The sequence below is a fragment of the Phnomibacter ginsenosidimutans genome (assembly GCF_009740285.1).
In the GTDB taxonomy this organism is placed as follows: Bacteria; Bacteroidota; Bacteroidia; order Chitinophagales; family Chitinophagaceae; genus Phnomibacter; species Phnomibacter ginsenosidimutans.
Genome location: NZ_CP046566.1, coordinates 3,952,522 through 3,969,150 on the forward strand (window position 1 = coordinate 3,952,522; position 16,629 = coordinate 3,969,150).

18 protein-coding genes and 2 pseudogenes are annotated in these 16,629 nt (G+C 46.2%); 10 read left to right on the forward strand and 10 right to left on the reverse strand.

The window, feature by feature from the left end; all coding sequences use genetic code 11:
• The first annotated feature begins 69 nt into the window (after nt 1-69).
• Complete coding sequence (locus GLV81_RS17070; RefSeq protein WP_197428698.1) at nt 70-702, forward strand: polysaccharide deacetylase family protein; 633 nt, start codon at nt 70-72, stop codon at nt 700-702.
• Nucleotides 703-765: 63 nt separating this feature from the next.
• The gene (locus GLV81_RS17075; RefSeq protein ID WP_157479957.1) at nt 766-1,413 is read left to right on the forward strand and encodes a sterol desaturase family protein; all 648 of its coding nucleotides are present in this window, start codon (nt 766-768) and stop codon (nt 1,411-1,413) included.
• Between the two features lie 59 nt (nt 1,414-1,472).
• Here GLV81_RS17075 and GLV81_RS17080 read toward each other — a convergent pair whose 3' ends face one another.
• The 9 genes from GLV81_RS17080 to GLV81_RS17110 form a co-directional block, all read right to left on the reverse strand.
• Entirely contained in the window at nt 1,473-1,796 is a 324-nt protein-coding gene (locus tag GLV81_RS17080; RefSeq protein ID WP_157479959.1) for a hypothetical protein, read from the reverse strand.
• Between the two features lie 2 nt (nt 1,797-1,798).
• The gene (locus tag GLV81_RS17085; protein ID WP_157480790.1) at nt 1,799-2,572 is read right to left on the reverse strand and encodes a TIGR02757 family protein; all 774 of its coding nucleotides are present in this window, start codon (nt 2,570-2,572) and stop codon (nt 1,799-1,801) included.
• Nucleotides 2,573-2,601: 29 nt separating this feature from the next.
• The gene (locus tag GLV81_RS17090; RefSeq protein WP_157479960.1) at nt 2,602-3,219 is read right to left on the reverse strand and encodes a YceI family protein; all 618 of its coding nucleotides are present in this window, start codon (nt 3,217-3,219) and stop codon (nt 2,602-2,604) included.
• Between the two features lie 79 nt (nt 3,220-3,298).
• The gene (locus tag GLV81_RS19605) at nt 3,299-3,487 is read right to left on the reverse strand and encodes a hypothetical protein (protein ID WP_197428699.1); all 189 of its coding nucleotides are present in this window, start codon (nt 3,485-3,487) and stop codon (nt 3,299-3,301) included.
• Nucleotides 3,453-3,983 carry a hypothetical protein gene (locus tag GLV81_RS19610; RefSeq protein ID WP_197428700.1) on the reverse strand — a complete coding sequence of 177 codons (531 nt, stop codon included), beginning with the start codon at nt 3,981-3,983 and terminating at the stop codon, nt 3,453-3,455. The genes GLV81_RS19605 and GLV81_RS19610 overlap by 35 nt, the downstream gene beginning before the upstream one ends.
• A complete protein-coding gene (locus GLV81_RS19615; RefSeq protein ID WP_197428701.1) occupies nt 3,904-4,683 on the reverse strand; it encodes a hypothetical protein in 780 nt (259 codons plus the stop codon). Before GLV81_RS19615 ends, GLV81_RS19610 begins: the two co-directional genes overlap by 80 nt.
• 70 nt (nt 4,684-4,753) lie before the next feature.
• Complete coding sequence (locus GLV81_RS17100; protein ID WP_197428702.1) at nt 4,754-5,329, reverse strand: YceI family protein; 576 nt, start codon at nt 5,327-5,329, stop codon at nt 4,754-4,756.
• A 289-nt stretch (nt 5,330-5,618) separates the two neighbouring features.
• On the reverse strand, nt 5,619-5,888 hold the full coding sequence (locus tag GLV81_RS17105; protein WP_197428703.1) for a CBU_0592 family membrane protein: 270 nt from the start codon (nt 5,886-5,888) through the stop codon (nt 5,619-5,621).
• Between the two features lie 73 nt (nt 5,889-5,961).
• Nucleotides 5,962-7,101: a cystathionine gamma-synthase gene (locus GLV81_RS17110; protein WP_157479964.1), complete on the reverse strand. Its 1,140-nt coding sequence runs from the start codon at nt 7,099-7,101 to the stop codon at nt 5,962-5,964.
• Nucleotides 7,102-7,221: 120 nt separating this feature from the next.
• On the opposite strand from GLV81_RS17110, the gene GLV81_RS17115 reads away from it, so the two are divergent.
• The 7 genes and pseudogenes from GLV81_RS17115 to GLV81_RS17135 all read left to right on the forward strand — a co-directional run bounded on the left by GLV81_RS17115 (nt 7,222) and on the right by GLV81_RS17135 (nt 14,438).
• A complete protein-coding gene (locus GLV81_RS17115; RefSeq protein WP_157479966.1) occupies nt 7,222-7,944 on the forward strand; it encodes a carbonic anhydrase in 723 nt (240 codons plus the stop codon).
• A 157-nt stretch (nt 7,945-8,101) separates the two neighbouring features.
• Nucleotides 8,102-8,554 carry a hypothetical protein gene (locus GLV81_RS17120; RefSeq protein ID WP_157479968.1) on the forward strand — a complete coding sequence of 151 codons (453 nt, stop codon included), beginning with the start codon at nt 8,102-8,104 and terminating at the stop codon, nt 8,552-8,554.
• Between the two features lie 125 nt (nt 8,555-8,679).
• Entirely contained in the window at nt 8,680-9,657 is a 978-nt protein-coding gene (locus GLV81_RS17125; protein ID WP_246186100.1) for an efflux RND transporter periplasmic adaptor subunit, read from the forward strand.
• A 135-nt stretch (nt 9,658-9,792) separates the two neighbouring features.
• Nucleotides 9,793-11,265: pseudogene (locus GLV81_RS21450) on the forward strand (efflux RND transporter permease subunit); the annotation flags it as partial.
• A 31-nt stretch (nt 11,266-11,296) separates the two neighbouring features.
• Nucleotides 11,297-12,121: an efflux RND transporter permease subunit gene (locus GLV81_RS21455; RefSeq protein WP_281350725.1), complete on the forward strand. Its 825-nt coding sequence runs from the start codon at nt 11,297-11,299 to the stop codon at nt 12,119-12,121.
• 31 nt (nt 12,122-12,152) lie between these two features.
• Nucleotides 12,153-13,033 (forward strand): annotated as a pseudogene (locus GLV81_RS21460) (efflux RND transporter permease subunit).
• Entirely contained in the window at nt 13,017-14,438 is a 1,422-nt protein-coding gene (locus GLV81_RS17135; protein WP_246186101.1) for a TolC family protein, read from the forward strand. The pseudogene GLV81_RS21460 and the gene GLV81_RS17135 overlap by 17 nt, the downstream one beginning before the upstream one ends.
• 143 nt (nt 14,439-14,581) lie before the next feature.
• On the opposite strand, the gene GLV81_RS17140 is transcribed toward GLV81_RS17135, so the two are convergent.
• Nucleotides 14,582-15,094: a DUF2911 domain-containing protein gene (locus GLV81_RS17140; RefSeq protein WP_197428704.1), complete on the reverse strand. Its 513-nt coding sequence runs from the start codon at nt 15,092-15,094 to the stop codon at nt 14,582-14,584.
• A 119-nt stretch (nt 15,095-15,213) separates the two neighbouring features.
• Here GLV81_RS17140 and GLV81_RS17145 point away from each other — a divergent pair, with 119 nt between their 5' ends.
• Complete coding sequence (locus GLV81_RS17145) at nt 15,214-16,497, forward strand: acetyl-CoA hydrolase/transferase family protein (RefSeq protein ID WP_157479973.1); 1,284 nt, start codon at nt 15,214-15,216, stop codon at nt 16,495-16,497.
• Nucleotides 16,498-16,629 lie beyond the last annotated feature (132 nt).

Sequence of the window (16,629 nt, forward strand, 5' to 3'; positions counted from 1 at the left end):
GTCAAGAATTTTACCACGCAACTGGGTGCTATTATTAGGGCTGATAGTACAAGTAAACAACTGACGCTGGTGTTTACGGGTCATGAATATGCGGAAGGGATGCCGGCCATTTTGCAAACACTGCAGCAGGAAAATATCAAGGCGGCTTTCTTTTTCACCGGCGATTTTGTAAGGCAATATCCGGCATTGGTAAAGCAAGCCGTGACGGCTGGGCACTACGTGGGCCCACATAGCAACAAACATTTGCTGTATGCCGATTGGAAAAAACGGGACAGCACATTGGTGAACAAATCACTTTTTCAGCAAGACCTGATGGCGAATTACAAGGCGTTGCAAGCCGTGGGTATCAGCAGCCAAGAGGCGCCCTATTTTTTACCGCCTTACGAATGGTACAATCAGCAAATTGCCCATTGGACCAACGAGTTGGGGCTGCAGCTCATTTGCCATACGCCCGGCACCCTGAGTGCCGCAGACTACACCCTCAATACCGACAAGAATTACCGGAGCAGCAAAGAGATTTTCCAATCGATTATACACAAAGCGCAGCAGCCCAATGGGTTGTACGGTTATCTGTTGTTGATGCATGCCGGCGCCGGCTCTAATCGCAGCGACCCCTTTCATCAAGAACTGCCTGCACTTGTTAAAAAGTTGAAAAAGTTGGGTTATCGGTTCCAAAATCTGCCCCCGATTTTGAACCATTGAATAGCTTTGTGGTTTGTTTAGCGTTGTATCGCTTTTACCCACCATTCAGTAAACAGCTTTGTTATGCAATTCGAAAAAATTCACAACAAGGGGCAGGCTCGTTTATTCGAAAACCCCATACTGGAAGCACTCACCAAAACACACCCGCTGGTTATTTGGGGGATGTACCTACCCATTTTAGGTTGGATGATTTATCATGCAGCTACCGCCAACGATTTTTCTACAGCCCGTATTTTTTCGGTGTGGCTCATCGGGCTTTTCAGCTGGACGCTGTTTGAGTACGTTGCTCACCGTTTTCTCTTTCACATGATGCCCGATAGCGACACCGGCAAACGCATTGCCTATGTGCTGCATGGCAATCACCACCATTACCCACGTGATAAGCAGCGGCTGTTTATGCCGCCGGTGCCCAGTCTCATTTTAGCAGGCATCATTTTCAGCATGCAATACCTGCTCATGGGCAATCATGCGTTCATGTTTTTCCCGGGGTTTATGCTCGGCTATTTGTTGTACGGCAGTATGCACTACGCCATTCATGCGTGGAATCCACCCTTTAAATTCATGAAGCCGCTATGGCGCAATCATCACCTGCACCATTACAAAGATGAACACATGGGCTTTGGTGTAAGCTCTACTTTTTGGGACCGTGTGTTTGGCACCATGTTCGATTTGAAAAAGAAAAAGAAGACAAGGATAAGGTGCAGGAGTTGATGTTTGGGAAGTAGTGTTAAAGGTTGGAAAGTTGACAGGTTCACAAGTTGACGAGGTAATTACCAACGTTCATCATCCGGAATATTTTCATCCCGCTGTGCATGTTCGCGGCGGGATTTTATTTTTTGTAACTGCCGCTCCAGCAGCAGGTTGGCAATGATGCCAGCCGCATCGGCCGCCGGAAAATCGTGCAGCAATTGCCGCAGTTTTGCTTCCGACACATCTACCCGATACAGCAATTGCAGCAAGTCATCAAAGTGATGATTGATGAGTTCGTTCACCGCCGCCTTCAGCTGCTGATACCAGGCTGGCTCTTGCAGCACCAATTCATTTTTTTCTTGCAGCAGTAGTTCTATGTCAGCTATTTTTTCAGCCTGTGGCATACCTAAAATTTTTCGATCACACCCAACCCAAACAAAGCAAAGTCGTACTTCACCGGGTCCTTTGAATCTAACCTGCGTAAATACGAAGTAAGTTCTAATGCCGCTTGCCAGTCGGTGGGTGTACGTTGCAGCAAGTTAAACCTTCTGGCCACACGGGCCACATGTACATCCAGCGGGCAAATGAGCTGTGCCGGTGATATGTGTTGCCAAATACCAAAGTCTACACCAGCCTTATCTTTCCGCACCATCCAGCGCAAAAACATGTTGAGCCTTTTGCAGGCGCTGCCAGCTGCTGGTGTGCTGATGTGTTTTTCTGTCCGCTTCAAATGCTCTTGAGCAAAAAAGTACTGCCGAAATCCAATCAAGGCTTTTTCAATGGTTTCATCGCCGGGCTGCAGCCATTGGCTGAAAGCCGTTTCCAAACTGGGGTGCTGCGCATAATGCTGCTGAAAAAACTGCATACAGTGCAACAAGTCATCGGCCTGAAATGTGCGGTGTTTAAAATGCAGCAGTCGTTTCAAATCAGTAGGCTGATGCTGCATTACAAACTGATGTGGCGCATGGTCCATCAGTTGCATCAGCTCTTTGCTTTTGGCAATGATGGTGGTGCGATTGCCCCATGCAAATATGGCCGCAAAAAATCCGGCAATTTCAATGTCTTGTTGTTGGGTAAAAGCATGCGGAATGCATACCGGATCGGCCGCAATAAAAGCAGGCTGATTGTACTGTTGTACTTTATCGTTGAAAAATTGGATAAGCGAAGCAGGCTGTTGCACGGCACAAAAATACGTTGCCAATAGTCGGCTTAGTACAATCGGGCCATGTGCAGTTCAAATTCCACTTTAAACTCATTGCGCACCTTTACCAAAGGAATTTTTGCCGGCGATTTCAGGTTAAAATCTTCGAGGCGAAAAATGCGCCAGCCCTGAAGTCTGGTTTTGCCGTTGGCCATGGCCGACACTTCAATGGGCAAAGTAAACAAGCGGGTGACACCGGCCAGTGAAATTTCTACCGTGCCATACACTTTCGATACAGCTCCAGATTGAAATGCCGGCAGTTTATCAATCTTCACAAAGCGAACGGTCATGTACGGATAATGGTCAACTCGTAAGGTTTTGCGGAGGTTGCTGGTAAAGAAATAATTGTGGCAATTAAAATCGACCATAGCCACCTGAATTTTACCCATCAGCCCTATGCTATCTCCGTCTGCGGTTTGCTCCATCCAAACCGTGTCCACTCTTTTGTAAGAAGGATTATCGCAACTGATACTACCAATATTGGCTTTGCCATGAATCACCAAATGACTGGATTTTTCAACCAGCCAAGCAGTTGGCTTTTTAGCCGACGGCTGTGCAAGCTTATTGGGTTGTGCCAATGCTGCAACGGAGAAAATGCACCACAATGCCAGCAATAAAATACGCATGAGGCGGCCAAGATAATTGGAATAGACAAAAAAAGGGGCCGACTTGGAAAAGTCGGCCCGTTTAAACGGAATCAATCCATCAGAAGCCCACAATAGCTTGCAATACCACTCCGTTGAATTTACCACTAGAGCGGATGTCTGATGTTGGGAAGTCTTCGTACTTCTGATTTACGATTTCACCCTTCATCAAAATATTTTCGGTGATGAACCAACCAGCACCCAGTGCCAGGCGGCTAATTTTTTGATCGTTGCTGTTGCTGGCAATCATTTGACCACCTTACAGTGTTGTAACGTACGCCCAGGAAGAAGTTTTCCTTAGCACCTACGCGGTAGATACCGTCGATAGCAAACTGATTTACTGAACGCTTGTTGAAGTTGGCAATCTTTTCAGCAATGGTGCGACCCTTAGCATTTTCGATGGTACCAAAGAGTTCGAAACCACCTGCTTTCAGGAAAGCGTTCAACTGCATGGCAGTGATTTGCTGAGAGAAGTTCAAACCATTCAAACGGCCAGAGAAAGCGTTGGCAGTTGTAGTGGCACCAGTTGGTTCCATTACGAAAGAATAGTTGCTACCAGTACGGTCACCTGCCATCAGGGTACTACGACCATCGTTGTTGTTGTGATACAAAGAACCAGTTACACGTACACGTACTTTATCGCTTACATTACCATCGTAGCCAATTTTACCATAGATAGAAGGACCACGCTTGTAAGTAGTAGTACCAGAGATGGGGGTTTGATAACCACCGTTGATCGAAACCATTGCTTACGCCCAGCATACCAATGGCACCGCCTTTCAGATAGTACACTTCAGCTGCTACTTCAGTGGCAAATGCATCCATGATGTAGTTTTCGATGAAGGGGTTGTACAGTGCGTGGCCACCATCAGAACGACGGAAGTGTTGGTCACCGTAGTTGATTTCGAAGTGGCCGGCTTTAATCCGTACATTCTTCATGATGTTGTCGAAGAATTCGCCTTTGAAAGGAAGCTTATCCATTTGCAGGTAGCCACCTTTTACCCAAGTTTCGTTGTGGTGGTGAGAAGACAGGTAAGTAGTCACGTTCAATTGAATACCTTCTGCCAGCATCGCATCCAGATACAGGTTGGCTTGTGCAATGCTAAAGCCAGAAGCTAAGCGAGGATACAGTTCGGGAGTAGTAGCGCTGGTACCCAGGCTGCGGGCATTTTCATGCTCCAGCTTTTGCCACTGCTGTGTAAAACCGGTACCAAAGCGAACCTTTACACCATCAAATGGAGCGGGAGCTTGTTTGGCTGGTTCAAATACGTTTACACCAGATTTGTCGTATTGGCGGAAGTTGGTCCAATAGTTGTCTTTTTGTTCTTTTTTCTCAGCACGTTTTGCTTTTTTCTCAGCTTTTTCGTCTTGTGCGAAGCTGCTGGCAGGCATCAGGCCTAATGCGGCAATTGTAAATGCGGCCAGATACAGAGAAATCTTTTTCATGATACAGATTTTGGTTAGAAAATTGTTGGGGTTTCTGATTATCGTTCTAATCAACACTAATATGCGTACGTTATTTGCGCATTACACCGCTAAAGCTGATGGTAATGTCGTCTCCTGTTTTAATAGAGCCCATCATGAATGTGGGAGGCTTTACACCAAAGGTGGTCATCTTGATAGCCTTTTTACCGTTGAAACTGATGCTGCCATCGGCACCTACAGTACAGGTAGCTACAATCTCCGTATTCACTGCTTTGCCAGCTATTTGCAGCATGCCTACACATTTTACAATGTAGCTATTGCCTTGTGCTGTTACAGTACCACTGGTTGCCGCAAACTTGATGACATTGTAGGCTTTGGTATCCATGGCCTTGTAAGCATTGTTGTCCATGGCTTCTTTACCACTTTTGAGTGCAGTAGGACCAACAACAAAATTGAGAGATAAGAGATCGGTGGGTTTTCCGGCAGCGTCCAATTCGAAATTGGCGGCGATTGATCCATTCGTTGCTTTCATTTCCCAGTCGTGCAACGTAGATGTTCCGGCAACTACTACACTAACTGCGTTTGTTTTTAAGGTCACTTGTGCAAGTGCTGGCTGAAGCAAGAGAAGCAGTACCAGATTTAGCATGACCGTTTTGAAGCGTTCCATAATTGTGAGCTTTAATGACGATGTAAAAGTAGTCCGCCACACAAGCCTCATTTATGTTCGCTGTCAGCAGGTGCCGTGATTGTTGTCAAGTACACGCATGACAATTATCATGAATTCGTAATCCGGGAATTCTACATTCCCGCACCAGCAGTCAATACCAGCATGTAGAAATACGCTGAAAGCCTTTGTGCCATTGGGTTTCAGCAAAAGCCGATGTTGTCAATTGCCTTTCATCAAACTACAGCAAACCTGCATTTTAGGTATATAACTTACGGTTATACCACTGTGCTTATTGCGAATTCTTTATCTGATTCCGGGTTTTGGCTAAAGTTATTAAAGACACCACGGCTATAATCACCCACACAACATTCACCAATGCTGAAGGATAAGCCCCATGATAAATGGTATTGATGATAAAAAACAACCCGCCAACAAGATTGCTCCATATATACAAAGGCGATTGTGCAGACAACTTGCCGCGAATGTTTAAAAAGTAAGCACCTACTATCAGCACCGATGCAATCCAACCCAATATTTCAATCAACAGCTCCATCATCATTTTTTAATTTATACAAGAGGTAAAAAATGCCCGGCATTACTGCCAGGCATACTACTATTTATGTTGTACAGATTTAGCCAATGGCCTGAGCCAAATCATCAATCAAATCATCGGCATCTTCTATTCCCACACTCAATCGGATGAGAGCATCGCTGAGGCCGTTTTTTAACCGCTCTTCACGGGGTATGGATGCATGCGTCATGCTGGCGGGATGATTAATCAAACTTTCTACACCTCCCAGGCTTTCGGCCAGCGAAAACACTTTGGTGCTGCTCAGCACCCGGCGGGCTTCTTCTATGCTATCGTTTTTGAGTTCAAAGCTAATCATACCACCATAGCCACGCATTTGCTGCTTGGCAATGGCATGGTTTGGATGATCATCGAAACCAGGCCAGTACACCTGCCCCACTTTGGGATGCTGCCGCAACCAATGCGCTACTTTCTCGCCGTTTTCGCAATGGCGCTGCATGCGTACATGCAAGGTTTTAATACCCCGCAATACCAAAAAACAATCCATAGGACCGGGCACAGCACCGCAACTTTTTTGAATAAAATACAATTGATCTTTGAGTGCCGGATCGTTCATTACCAGGCAACCCTGAATCACATCGCTGTGGCCGCCCAAATATTTGGTGGCGCTGTGCATCACAATATCCGCACCCAGGTCGAGTGGGTTTTGCAAATAAGGCGAAGCAAAAGTATTGTCTACACAAAGCAGCAGACCGTTAGCTTTTGCGATTGCACTTACTGCAGCAATATCCGTAATGTTCATGAGCGGATTGGTAGGCGTTTCCGTCCAAATGAGTTTGGTGTTGGCATTCACATGCGCCTTCATGTTATCGGCCTGCTGCATGTTGACATAATGAAAACGGATACCAAACTTTTCATACACTTTGGTAAACAAGCGATAGGTACCACCATACATATCATTGGCACAAATCACTTCGTCGCCGGGTTGCAGCAATTTCATCACTGCATCAGTAGCGGCTACACCACTGCTAAAAGCAAGGCCGAATTTTCCGTTTTCTATTTCGGCATAGGCGGCTTCCAAGGCAAATCGGGTGGGGTTTTGGCTGCGGGCATATTCAAACCCTTTGTGATCGCCGGGTGCGGCCTGCACAAACGTTGAGGTTTGATAAATGGGCGTCATAATAGCGCCGGTAGAAGGATCCGGTTCGGCACCGGCATGTATCATTTTGGTGGCAAGCTTCATGTTCTATCTGTTATGAATGCAAATATGCCAGTTTTTAGCGGGTCTGCTTTACTATGATAGTGGTCATTGTTTACACGCACTCATTTTTAAAGATTTGTTGCTGAAAAGATTATCTATTAAATGCCACTGCACACTGCCGTACCCAAAGCACCAAACAAAAAAGGACTGGACATCACCAGTATCCTCACGATCATTTTTATAGTAATACTTCCATTCGGATTTTACTTTCTCAGCAAGCGCCACTCAAACCACAACAAATCCCGTTATGGGTTGATACAAAGTATGTTGATGGGCAACAAGCGATTTGCAAAAGGCAGTCCTGTACATCCACATGTCAATGTAAATTACTTACAATCTATAGCACATGAGCAACGGCCAAAAGCAGTAGTCATTACTTGTTCTGACAGCCGGGTTTCACCTGAGTTGATTTTTGATGAAGGCATGGGTGATTTGTTTGTAATACGTACTGCAGGCAATATCATAGGCGAGGTAGAGCTGGGCAGCGTAGAATATGCTGTAGAACACCTGAAGGTACCATTGGTCATTGTGATGGGGCACGAACGTTGTGGTGCTGTACAAGCCATGCTGAGTGGCAAGTTGCCTCATAACCATATCAAAACCATCATCGATAGTTTGCGCAACGAAACAGAAATAAAAGCCATACCCCAAAATGATGAACTACGCCTGGCACACTGTGTAGAAGCCAATGTAAAACATGGGGTAAAAGAACTGCTTAGCCAATCTGAAGTGGTACAAGAAGCGGTACACCTGGGCAAGCTGCAAGTACTGGGAGCACACTACGATTTAGATGACCAAAAGGTACAAATTGTAGTTCAGCATTGAGTACGCTAATGAAATACTGAAGTTGGTTCAATCCAAACTAAAGCCGGTGCTGCAGGCATCCCCAGAGCCCATCAACAACCCTTTACAGTTTGCCAATACGTTAAATCGTTTTTCAATTTCCGGGTTCTTAGCATGAGTTTGTACTTTCGACACTTCAATGTTGAGTAACCGCCGTCATATACCTTTCTCTGCTACAGGTAGTTTAGCTACCAAAGCACTCCGCCTACCTCAATTGGCGGTGCTGCTGGCCATGCTTTTTGTGAGCATGCAAGCAAAGGCATTTCTGGGCTTTCAGCAGAACAATGCATTGGGTATTGTGAGCAAAAAAGTGCAGCCCAACCTGCAATCGCCCAATGCTACCCATGTTGCGGCGCTTTTTCCTTTTCAAACCGTTCCTTCCACAATAGACATTGAAATACTGGAAGAAGCTGAAATTGAAGATGAGTTGGATGAGTACTGGACGCAGATTGTCAGTGCTATATTTTCCAACAAAGACTTTTATACCGGTGCTGAACGCAGTCGTTACCTGCATCATCATGCGGCATTGCACAACCGGCAAACGGTTCCCTATTTTATCCTCTATCATTCTTGGAAAAGCTATCTGGCATAAGCCTTAGATAAAAGCTTTTTAGTTGCTCAATGGCCATTGCCATGTAGCAATCCTGCGTACCTACATACCTGTTGTGTTCGCAGGAATTATCGTTTTCATTTTCCCCATTTAAAACCAATATTTTAATGAAGAGGATTTTTATTCTCGCCATAGTGGCATCCGCATGTACATTTTCTTCCTGCAAGCACCACGCAGCAGAAGCCGAAGCTGAAACGAAATTTATCGTCACCAGCCCCATTGAAAGAGACACGGTTATTTACAAAGAATATGTGGGCCAGGTACAGTCATCCAGCCACATCGAACTACGGTCGCAGGAGCGTGGCTATCTCGAAAAAATTTATGTAGACGAAGGACAGTTTGTAAAAAAAGGACAACTCCTGTTTAAGATTATGCCCATTGTGTACCAGGCAGAAGTAGCCCGTGCCAAGGCCGAAATGGAGTTTGCCGAAATAGAATACCAAAACACCAAGAGCCTGCACGACAACAACGTGGTTTCGCCCAACGAACTGGCGCTTACCAAAGCCAAACTCGACAAGGCGAAAGCAGAACTGCAACTGGCACAGGCACATTTGGGCTTTACAGAAATCCGTGCTCCGTTTGATGGCTACATGGATCGTTTTGAAAAACGATTGGGCAGCCTGATTGAAGAAGGCGAACTGCTCACCACCCTCTCCGACAACAGTAAAATGTGGGTGTATTTCAACGTGCCCGAAGCAGAGTACCTCGATTACATTCAAAAAGCTAAAAACAAACAGCAGCAAACCGTACTGCTGCAGATGGCCAACAAACAATTGTTTGAGCAGCAGGGTGTGGTAGAAACCATTGAAGCCGACTTCAACAATGAAACAGGCAACATTGCTTTCAGGGCAACTTTTCATAACCCCAACAGCATTTTGCGTCATGGCGAAACAGGCAATATCATGATGCCCGTTACACTCAAGAATGCCATCATCATTCCGCAAAAATCTACCTACGATGTGCTGGACAAAAAGTTTGTGTACGTAGTAGATGAGCACAATGTGCTGCAAGCCCGCCAAATCACCATTGCACAAGAACTGCCGCACATCTACATCGTGGCTTCTGGCCTGGCTTGCTACCGATAAAATTTTAGCAGAAGGGCTGGGCAAGGTGAAGAACAACGAGAAAATTCAGTATGAGTTTGTGCCATTTGCCAAAGAGCTGGCCGAACTGAATCATTTACACGCCGAGTAAGGCAAGCATCCAAAATCAAACCATCCATGTTTAATAAGTTTATTAAAAGGCCCGTATTGGCCATTGCCCTATCCGTGGTGATTGTGTTCATGGGGCTGCTGGCCATCAACTCCTCGCCGGTAGCGCAGTTTCCCGAAATAGCACCGCCACGTGTCAATATCTTCATTGAATTTCCTGGATCGAACGCTGACGTATTGGTGAAATCAACCCTCACCATTTTGGAACGGGCCATCAACGGCGTACAGGGCATGCAGTACATGCTGAGCGATGCTACCAGCGCCAGTGAAGCCAGCATTGAAGTGATTTTTGAACCCGGTACCGACCCAACATTGGCTGCTGTAAGGGTAAAGTCGAGGGTGGACCAGGTAATGACCAACCTGCCACCATTGGTACAGCGGGAAGGGGTAATTATTTCGCCCTTGCAACCCAGCATGCTGATGTACCTGAACCTGTACAGCAAGGAAAAAAATGTGGACGAAAAATTCCTGTTCAACTATGCCAACACGTACATCCTGCCCGAGTTGCAGCGTATTAAAGGAATGGGCTTTGCACAGGCCATTGGTAGCCGTTCGTTTGCCATTCGTGTGTGGCTCAACCCTGAACGGATGCGGGCTTACAGCATTTCGGCCGACGAAGTACTAAAAGCCATTGATGAACAAAGTGTACTAGCAAGGCCCGGCCGTGTGGGCCTCAGCTCTGGTAAAAAAGCACAATCGCAGGAATATGTATTTACCTACAAAGGCTGGTACAACACCCCGGAGCAATACCAGGATATCATTATTAAAGCCAATGCCAAAGGCGAAATCTTGAAGCTGAAAGACATAGCCGAAGTAGAAGTAGGCAGTGAGTTTGTCGACATCTATTCCAATAAAGATGGTCATCCATCTGCCTCCTTGGTACTAAAGCAAAACCCCGGCAGCAATGCCAGTACCGTTATTAAAGAAGTAAAAGCCAAACTGGAGGAACTGAAGAAAGATTTTCCGCCGGGTATCGACTACGAAATCAATTATGATGTATCCAAATTTGTAGATGCTTCTATTGAAAAAGTGCTGCACACATTGGTAGAAGCCTTTATATTGGTAGCCGTTGTTGTATTCATTTTTCTTGGCGACTGGCGTTCTACATTCATTCCCATTCTTGCCGTACCGGTATCACTCATTGGTGCCTTTACCCTCATGCAGTTTTTTGGGCTCAGTATCAACCTCATCACGTTGTTTGCATTGGTGCTGGCTATTGGTGTGGTGGTAGATGATGCCATTGTGGTGGTGGAAGCCGTGCATGTAAAAATGGAAGAGGAACATCTGTCGCCCTATGCTGCGGTAAAAAAAGTCATTCGAGAAATCAGCGGCGCCATCATCGCCATTACACTGGTCATGATTTCTGTGTTTGTGCCCGTGGCATTTATGTCGGGGCCGGTGGGTGTGTTGTATCGTCAGTTTTCACTCACCATGGCCAGTGCCATCTTCATCTCTGGTTTTGTAGCCCTTACCCTTACTCCTGTGTTGTGTGCCATTTTGCTTAAAAACACCCATGGCAAACCAAAGCGAAAAAACACCGGTTACGTTATTTATCGACTGGTTCAACCGCTCCTTCGAAAAAGTAACAGGCAGGTATACCAATTTCCTGGGCCTCATTGTCAACAGGCGGGTGGTCACTTTTGGCATACTCATCGCCTTTGCATTTGGCATCATGGGCATCAATAAAGTGTTGCCGGCCGGCTTTATCCCCAGCGAAGACCAAGGACAGATTTATGCCATCATTCAAACAGCACCGGGTACCACGCTGGAGCGTACCAATGAAATTTCCAGAAAGCTTCAGGAAAAAGCTCGAAAAATTGAAGGCGTTTCCTCAGTTACTTCATTGGCCGGTTATGAAATTCTAACCGAAGGTCGCGGCTCTAATGCAGGCACCTGTTTGATTAACCTGAAAGATTGGGCAGACCGCAAGCAGTCGGTGAAAGAGGTGATTGAAGAACTGGAAAAAGAAACAAAGAATCTTCCTGCCAATATCGAATACTTCGAACCGCCTGCTGTACCGGGCTATGGTACTTCGGATGGCTTTTCGCTTCGCTTGCTCGACAAAGGCAGCGATGTAGATTATCAGGAGTTCGACCGGGTGAATGCTGCATTTCTGGAAGAACTCAGGAAAAGAAAAGAGCTGAGTGGTTTGTTCTCATTTTACTCTGCCAAATACCCGCAGTATGAAATAACGGTGGATAATGAACTGGCCATGCAAAAAGGAGTATCCGTAGGCAGTGCCATGGAAAACCTCAACATCATGATTGGTAGTACTTATGAGCAAGGCTTTATCCGCTTCAATAATTACTACAAAGTATATACACAGGCTTGGTCCTGAGTTTAGAAAACAACCATCCGATATCCTCAACATGTTCATTAAAAATGACCATGGCGAAATGGTACCGTACTCTGCATTTATGAAAATAAAGAAGACGCAAGGGCCAAATGAAATTGCACGGTACAACCTCTACATTTCATCGCTTATCAATGGTGTGCCTGCTAAAGGCTACTCGTCGGGCGATGCCATCAATGCTATTAAAGAAGTGGCCGCCAATAAGCTGCCCCGTGGCTATGATATTGCATGGGAAGGCTTGTCGTACGACGAAGCCCGGCGTGGTAATGAGGCATTGTACCTATTTCTGGTGGTTCTCTTTTTGTATACCTCATTTTGGCTGCACAGTACGAAAGCTTTTTGTTGCCGATGGCCGTGTTACTATCGCTGCCACCGGGCATATTCGGTTCGTTTATGTTGCTAAAAAGCATGGGGCTGGCCAACGATGTGTATGCGCAGGTTGGTTTAATTATGTTGGTTGGATTGTTGGGTAAAAACGCAGTACTGATCGTAGAGTTTGCAGTGCAAAAACACAATCAGGGCGCCACGGTTTTGGCAGCTGCCATTGAAGGCGCCAAAGCCCGTTTCCGCCCCATTCTTATGACCTCATTTGCGTTCATTGCTGGTCTTATTCCGCTGGTAGTAGCTACCGGCCCCGGTGCGGTGGGCAACCATACCATTGGTGCATCGGCACTGGGCGGCATGCTGTTCGGTACCATTTTCGGGGTGATAGTAGTGCCCGGCTTATACTTCGTTTTTGGCAAGCTGCAAGAAGGCCGGCACCTCATAAGGGATGAAGACGAAAATCCTTTGAGTGAAGACTTTGTAGAAAGCCGTTCGGATGCAGCATTGAGCAAACGCATTCAAAAAATTATCAAACGAATCCGCAATAAAAATGACGATGAAAACAACAGCTAAATACCTGATGCTACTGACTAGCATAGCATGGTTGGCCGCTTGCAAAGTGCCGGCCATTGTGAGCAAGCAGGAAAATAAAAATGTACCGTCGGGTTTCAACAACTCAACGGATACCAGCAACTCGGCTACCATTCCCTGGCGTACGTATTTCAATGATGCGTATCTCACAGCACTCATTGATACAGCGCTGCGCAATAATCAGGAACTGAATATTGTGCTCCGTGAAATAGAAATGAGCAACAATGAAGTGATGGCCCGAAAAGGAGAATACCTTCCTTTTGTGCAATTGAGAGCAGGAGCACTCACCGACAAGTCTGGCAAAAACACCTGGAATGGTTTTAATGAAGAAGACCTGAAAGCCAACCCTGATAAAGCGCCCAAGTACTACGGCGATTTTATGATTGGTGCGGCCATGAGCTGGGAATTGGATGTTTGGAAAAAACTACGCACTGCTAAAAAGGCTGCAGTACTGCGGTATTTGTCTACCATCGAAGGCAAAAATTTTCTGATCACCAATATTGTAGGCGAAATAGCCGGCAGCTATTACGAACTCATGGCGCTGGACAATATGCTGGCCATCATTGAGCAGAACATTGAGTTGCAAAACAACGCCCTTGAATTGGTGAAGCTGGAAAAGAATGCTGCCAAAGTAACACAGCTGGCAGTCAACAGGTTTGAAGCACAACTGCTCAATACCAAAAACCTGCAGTATGCCATCAAGCAGCAAATTGTAGAAACAGAAAACAGGATTAATCTGTTGGCAGGCAGGTATCCGCAGCCGATTCTCAGAAATACAGCGAGTTTTAACCAGTTGAATATGGATGGCATTTTTGCAGGTATACCATCTCAATTGCTTATCCATCGACCCGATATACGCCAGGCCGAACTGGAGTTGGCTGCGGCCAAATTGGATGTGCAGGTTGCCAGAGCTAATTTTCTGCCCTCCTTCCGGCTCACGGCAGGTGTAGGACTGGATGCATTCAATCCCGCATTTGTGTTTCGTCCCAGTGCGTTGATGTACGAGTTAGCGGCAGATGCTGTAGCACCACTTATCAACCGCCGGGCTATAACTGCCGCTTACTTCAATGCCAATGAAAAACAAACGCAAGCCGTTTTCAATTATGAACGTTCCATTTTGATTGCCCATCTGGAAGTAGTGAATCAGTTGTCTAAATGGAGTAACTACAAACAGAGCTACGATACAAAGGCAAAAGAAGTGGACATTCTGAATCAGTCAACCGTTATTTCCAACAACCTGTTTCGTTCGGCAAGGGCAGACTACATAGAAGTATTGCTCACCCAGCGGGAAGCATTGGATTCTAAAATTGAACTGATTGAAATAAAGCTCAAACAACTGGATGCTAAAGTGAATGTGTACAAAGCTTTGGGCGGAGGCTGGAACTAAACAAATGGGTACAACCTTGCATCCATAACGGACTTGCGACATGGCAAGTCATCCATAAGAAGCATAACATGTAAACAAAAAGTGTTCACCGGTCTCGTACTGGTGAACACTTTTGTATTGAAGCGGCATTGATTGCCGGTTTATTATTTAGCTGCGTATTTAATGGGCAACATTGCTTTTTGATTGTCCCATAAAATCACCAGGTTACCGCTGTTGTCGAACACCATGGTAAAAAATTCTACCACTGCTTCTGCATTAGCAACGTTGATGCTCGTACGCAGTACATCTTTGGTTTTATCGTAGCTGAAAGCTCCCCAAGAATCAAGGCCTTTGTTGAAAATGATGGTCCACTGACCGGGCTGTGGCAAACAATACAATGAGTAGCGGCCTTTCAGCAGTTTGGCTTTGCCAATGGTTACGTCCCTGTAAAATTCAATCTCTGTGCTTTCGTTAGCACCCAATCGCCACAGCTCGTTGTATTTTACTACCTCGCCAAAAATGGTACGGCCATTTTTTTGAGGACGGCTGTATATCACCCGGGCCAGCGGTGTGGTGGGTGCAGTTTTGGTTTGAAATTTTAAAATGGGATAGCCATGCGGGTGATACGATACATCGAGTGGCGACTTATCGGGTTCAGTAATTTGTAATTGTGCCATTGCTGCTCCTGTAAAACATATACACACTATAATGGCTATAATTCTCCTCATGATATATCTCATTTACTCCAAAAGTAATGGCTTGCAACTTTGTATCTGCCACTAAAAATGTAAAATCCATGTTACCGAACTTTGTGTATACAGAAGCTGCGACAGCCCTGCAAGATGTACAAAGCGGCCATCGGGTGTATGTGCATGGCAGTGCGCAAACGCCACTTCACTTATTGTCTGAACTGGCAAAGCAAAAAGACAGGTTGAGAGATGTGGAGCTCGTCTTCATTACGGTGCAAGGCGATATTACAGTGGACAGACCCGAGTTTGAAGGTCATTTCAACATCAATTGCATGTTCGTGAGTGAATCGGTTCGCTTGGCGGTAAATGAAGGCCGGGCCGATTTTATTCCTGTTTTTCTCAGCGATATTCCCGACCTCTTCAAAAGTGTAATGCCGGTAGATGTGGCATTGGTGCAGGTGTCGCCACCCGATCAGCACGGCTACTGCAGCCTTGGTGCCTCGGTAGATATTGCCCGTAGTGCTGTCAATACTGCGCAATGCATTATTGCACAGGTAAATCCACGGGTACCCCGCACCCATGGCGATGGCATGGTACACATCAGCCGCTTTACCCATATGGTGTGGCACGAAGCCGACCTGCCGCAGGTAGATTACAGTGCCAAAACCGGCGCCGACGAATTGCGCATTGGCGAACTCATAGCCGGTATGATAGAAGATGGCAGCACTTTGCAAATGGGCATTGGCACCATACCCGATGCGGTGCTTAAATGCCTCGGCAATCATAAAAACCTGGGCGTACATACCGAAATGTTCAGCGATGGCATTGTACCGCTGGTGCAAAAAGACATCATCAACAACCGTTGCAAACGCATACACCCCAACAAGTCCGTAACAGGTTTTGCCGTAGGCACCAATTTGTTGTACGATTATGTAAACGACAATCCCAGCTTTGCATTCCTCGATATTGATTATGTAAATGACCCGCATGTAATCCGGCGCAATCCTAAAGTAGTGGCCATCAACAGTGCCATCGAAATAGATATCACCGGGCAGGTATGTGCCGATAGCATTGGTACCCGCCAGTTTAGCGGCATCGGTGGCCAAATGGATTTTATGCGGGGAGCAGCCCTCAGCGAAGGGGGCAAACCCATCATTGCCGTTACCAGCCGCTCTGCCAAAGGCATTGCCCGCATTGTACCTTTTTTAAAACCCGGGGCTGGTGTGGTTACTACCCGTGGGCACATTCATTATGTAGTAACCGAATATGGTATTGCATACCTGCGGGGCAAAAACCTGCGGCAACGGGCTCATGAGCTCATCAATATATCGCACCCCGACGACCGCGAAATGCTGGAACGGGCCTGCTTCGAAAGGTTCCATAAGTTTTAACCAACGTAGTTTCACCCTACAACCAACATCGCCCGTTGTATCTATTGATGCAGCGGGCATTTTGTTGCATTCATTCCGCTATTTGTATGGACTCTCGCTGCAAATGCTGCACCTTTGCAGACCGGCATTTGC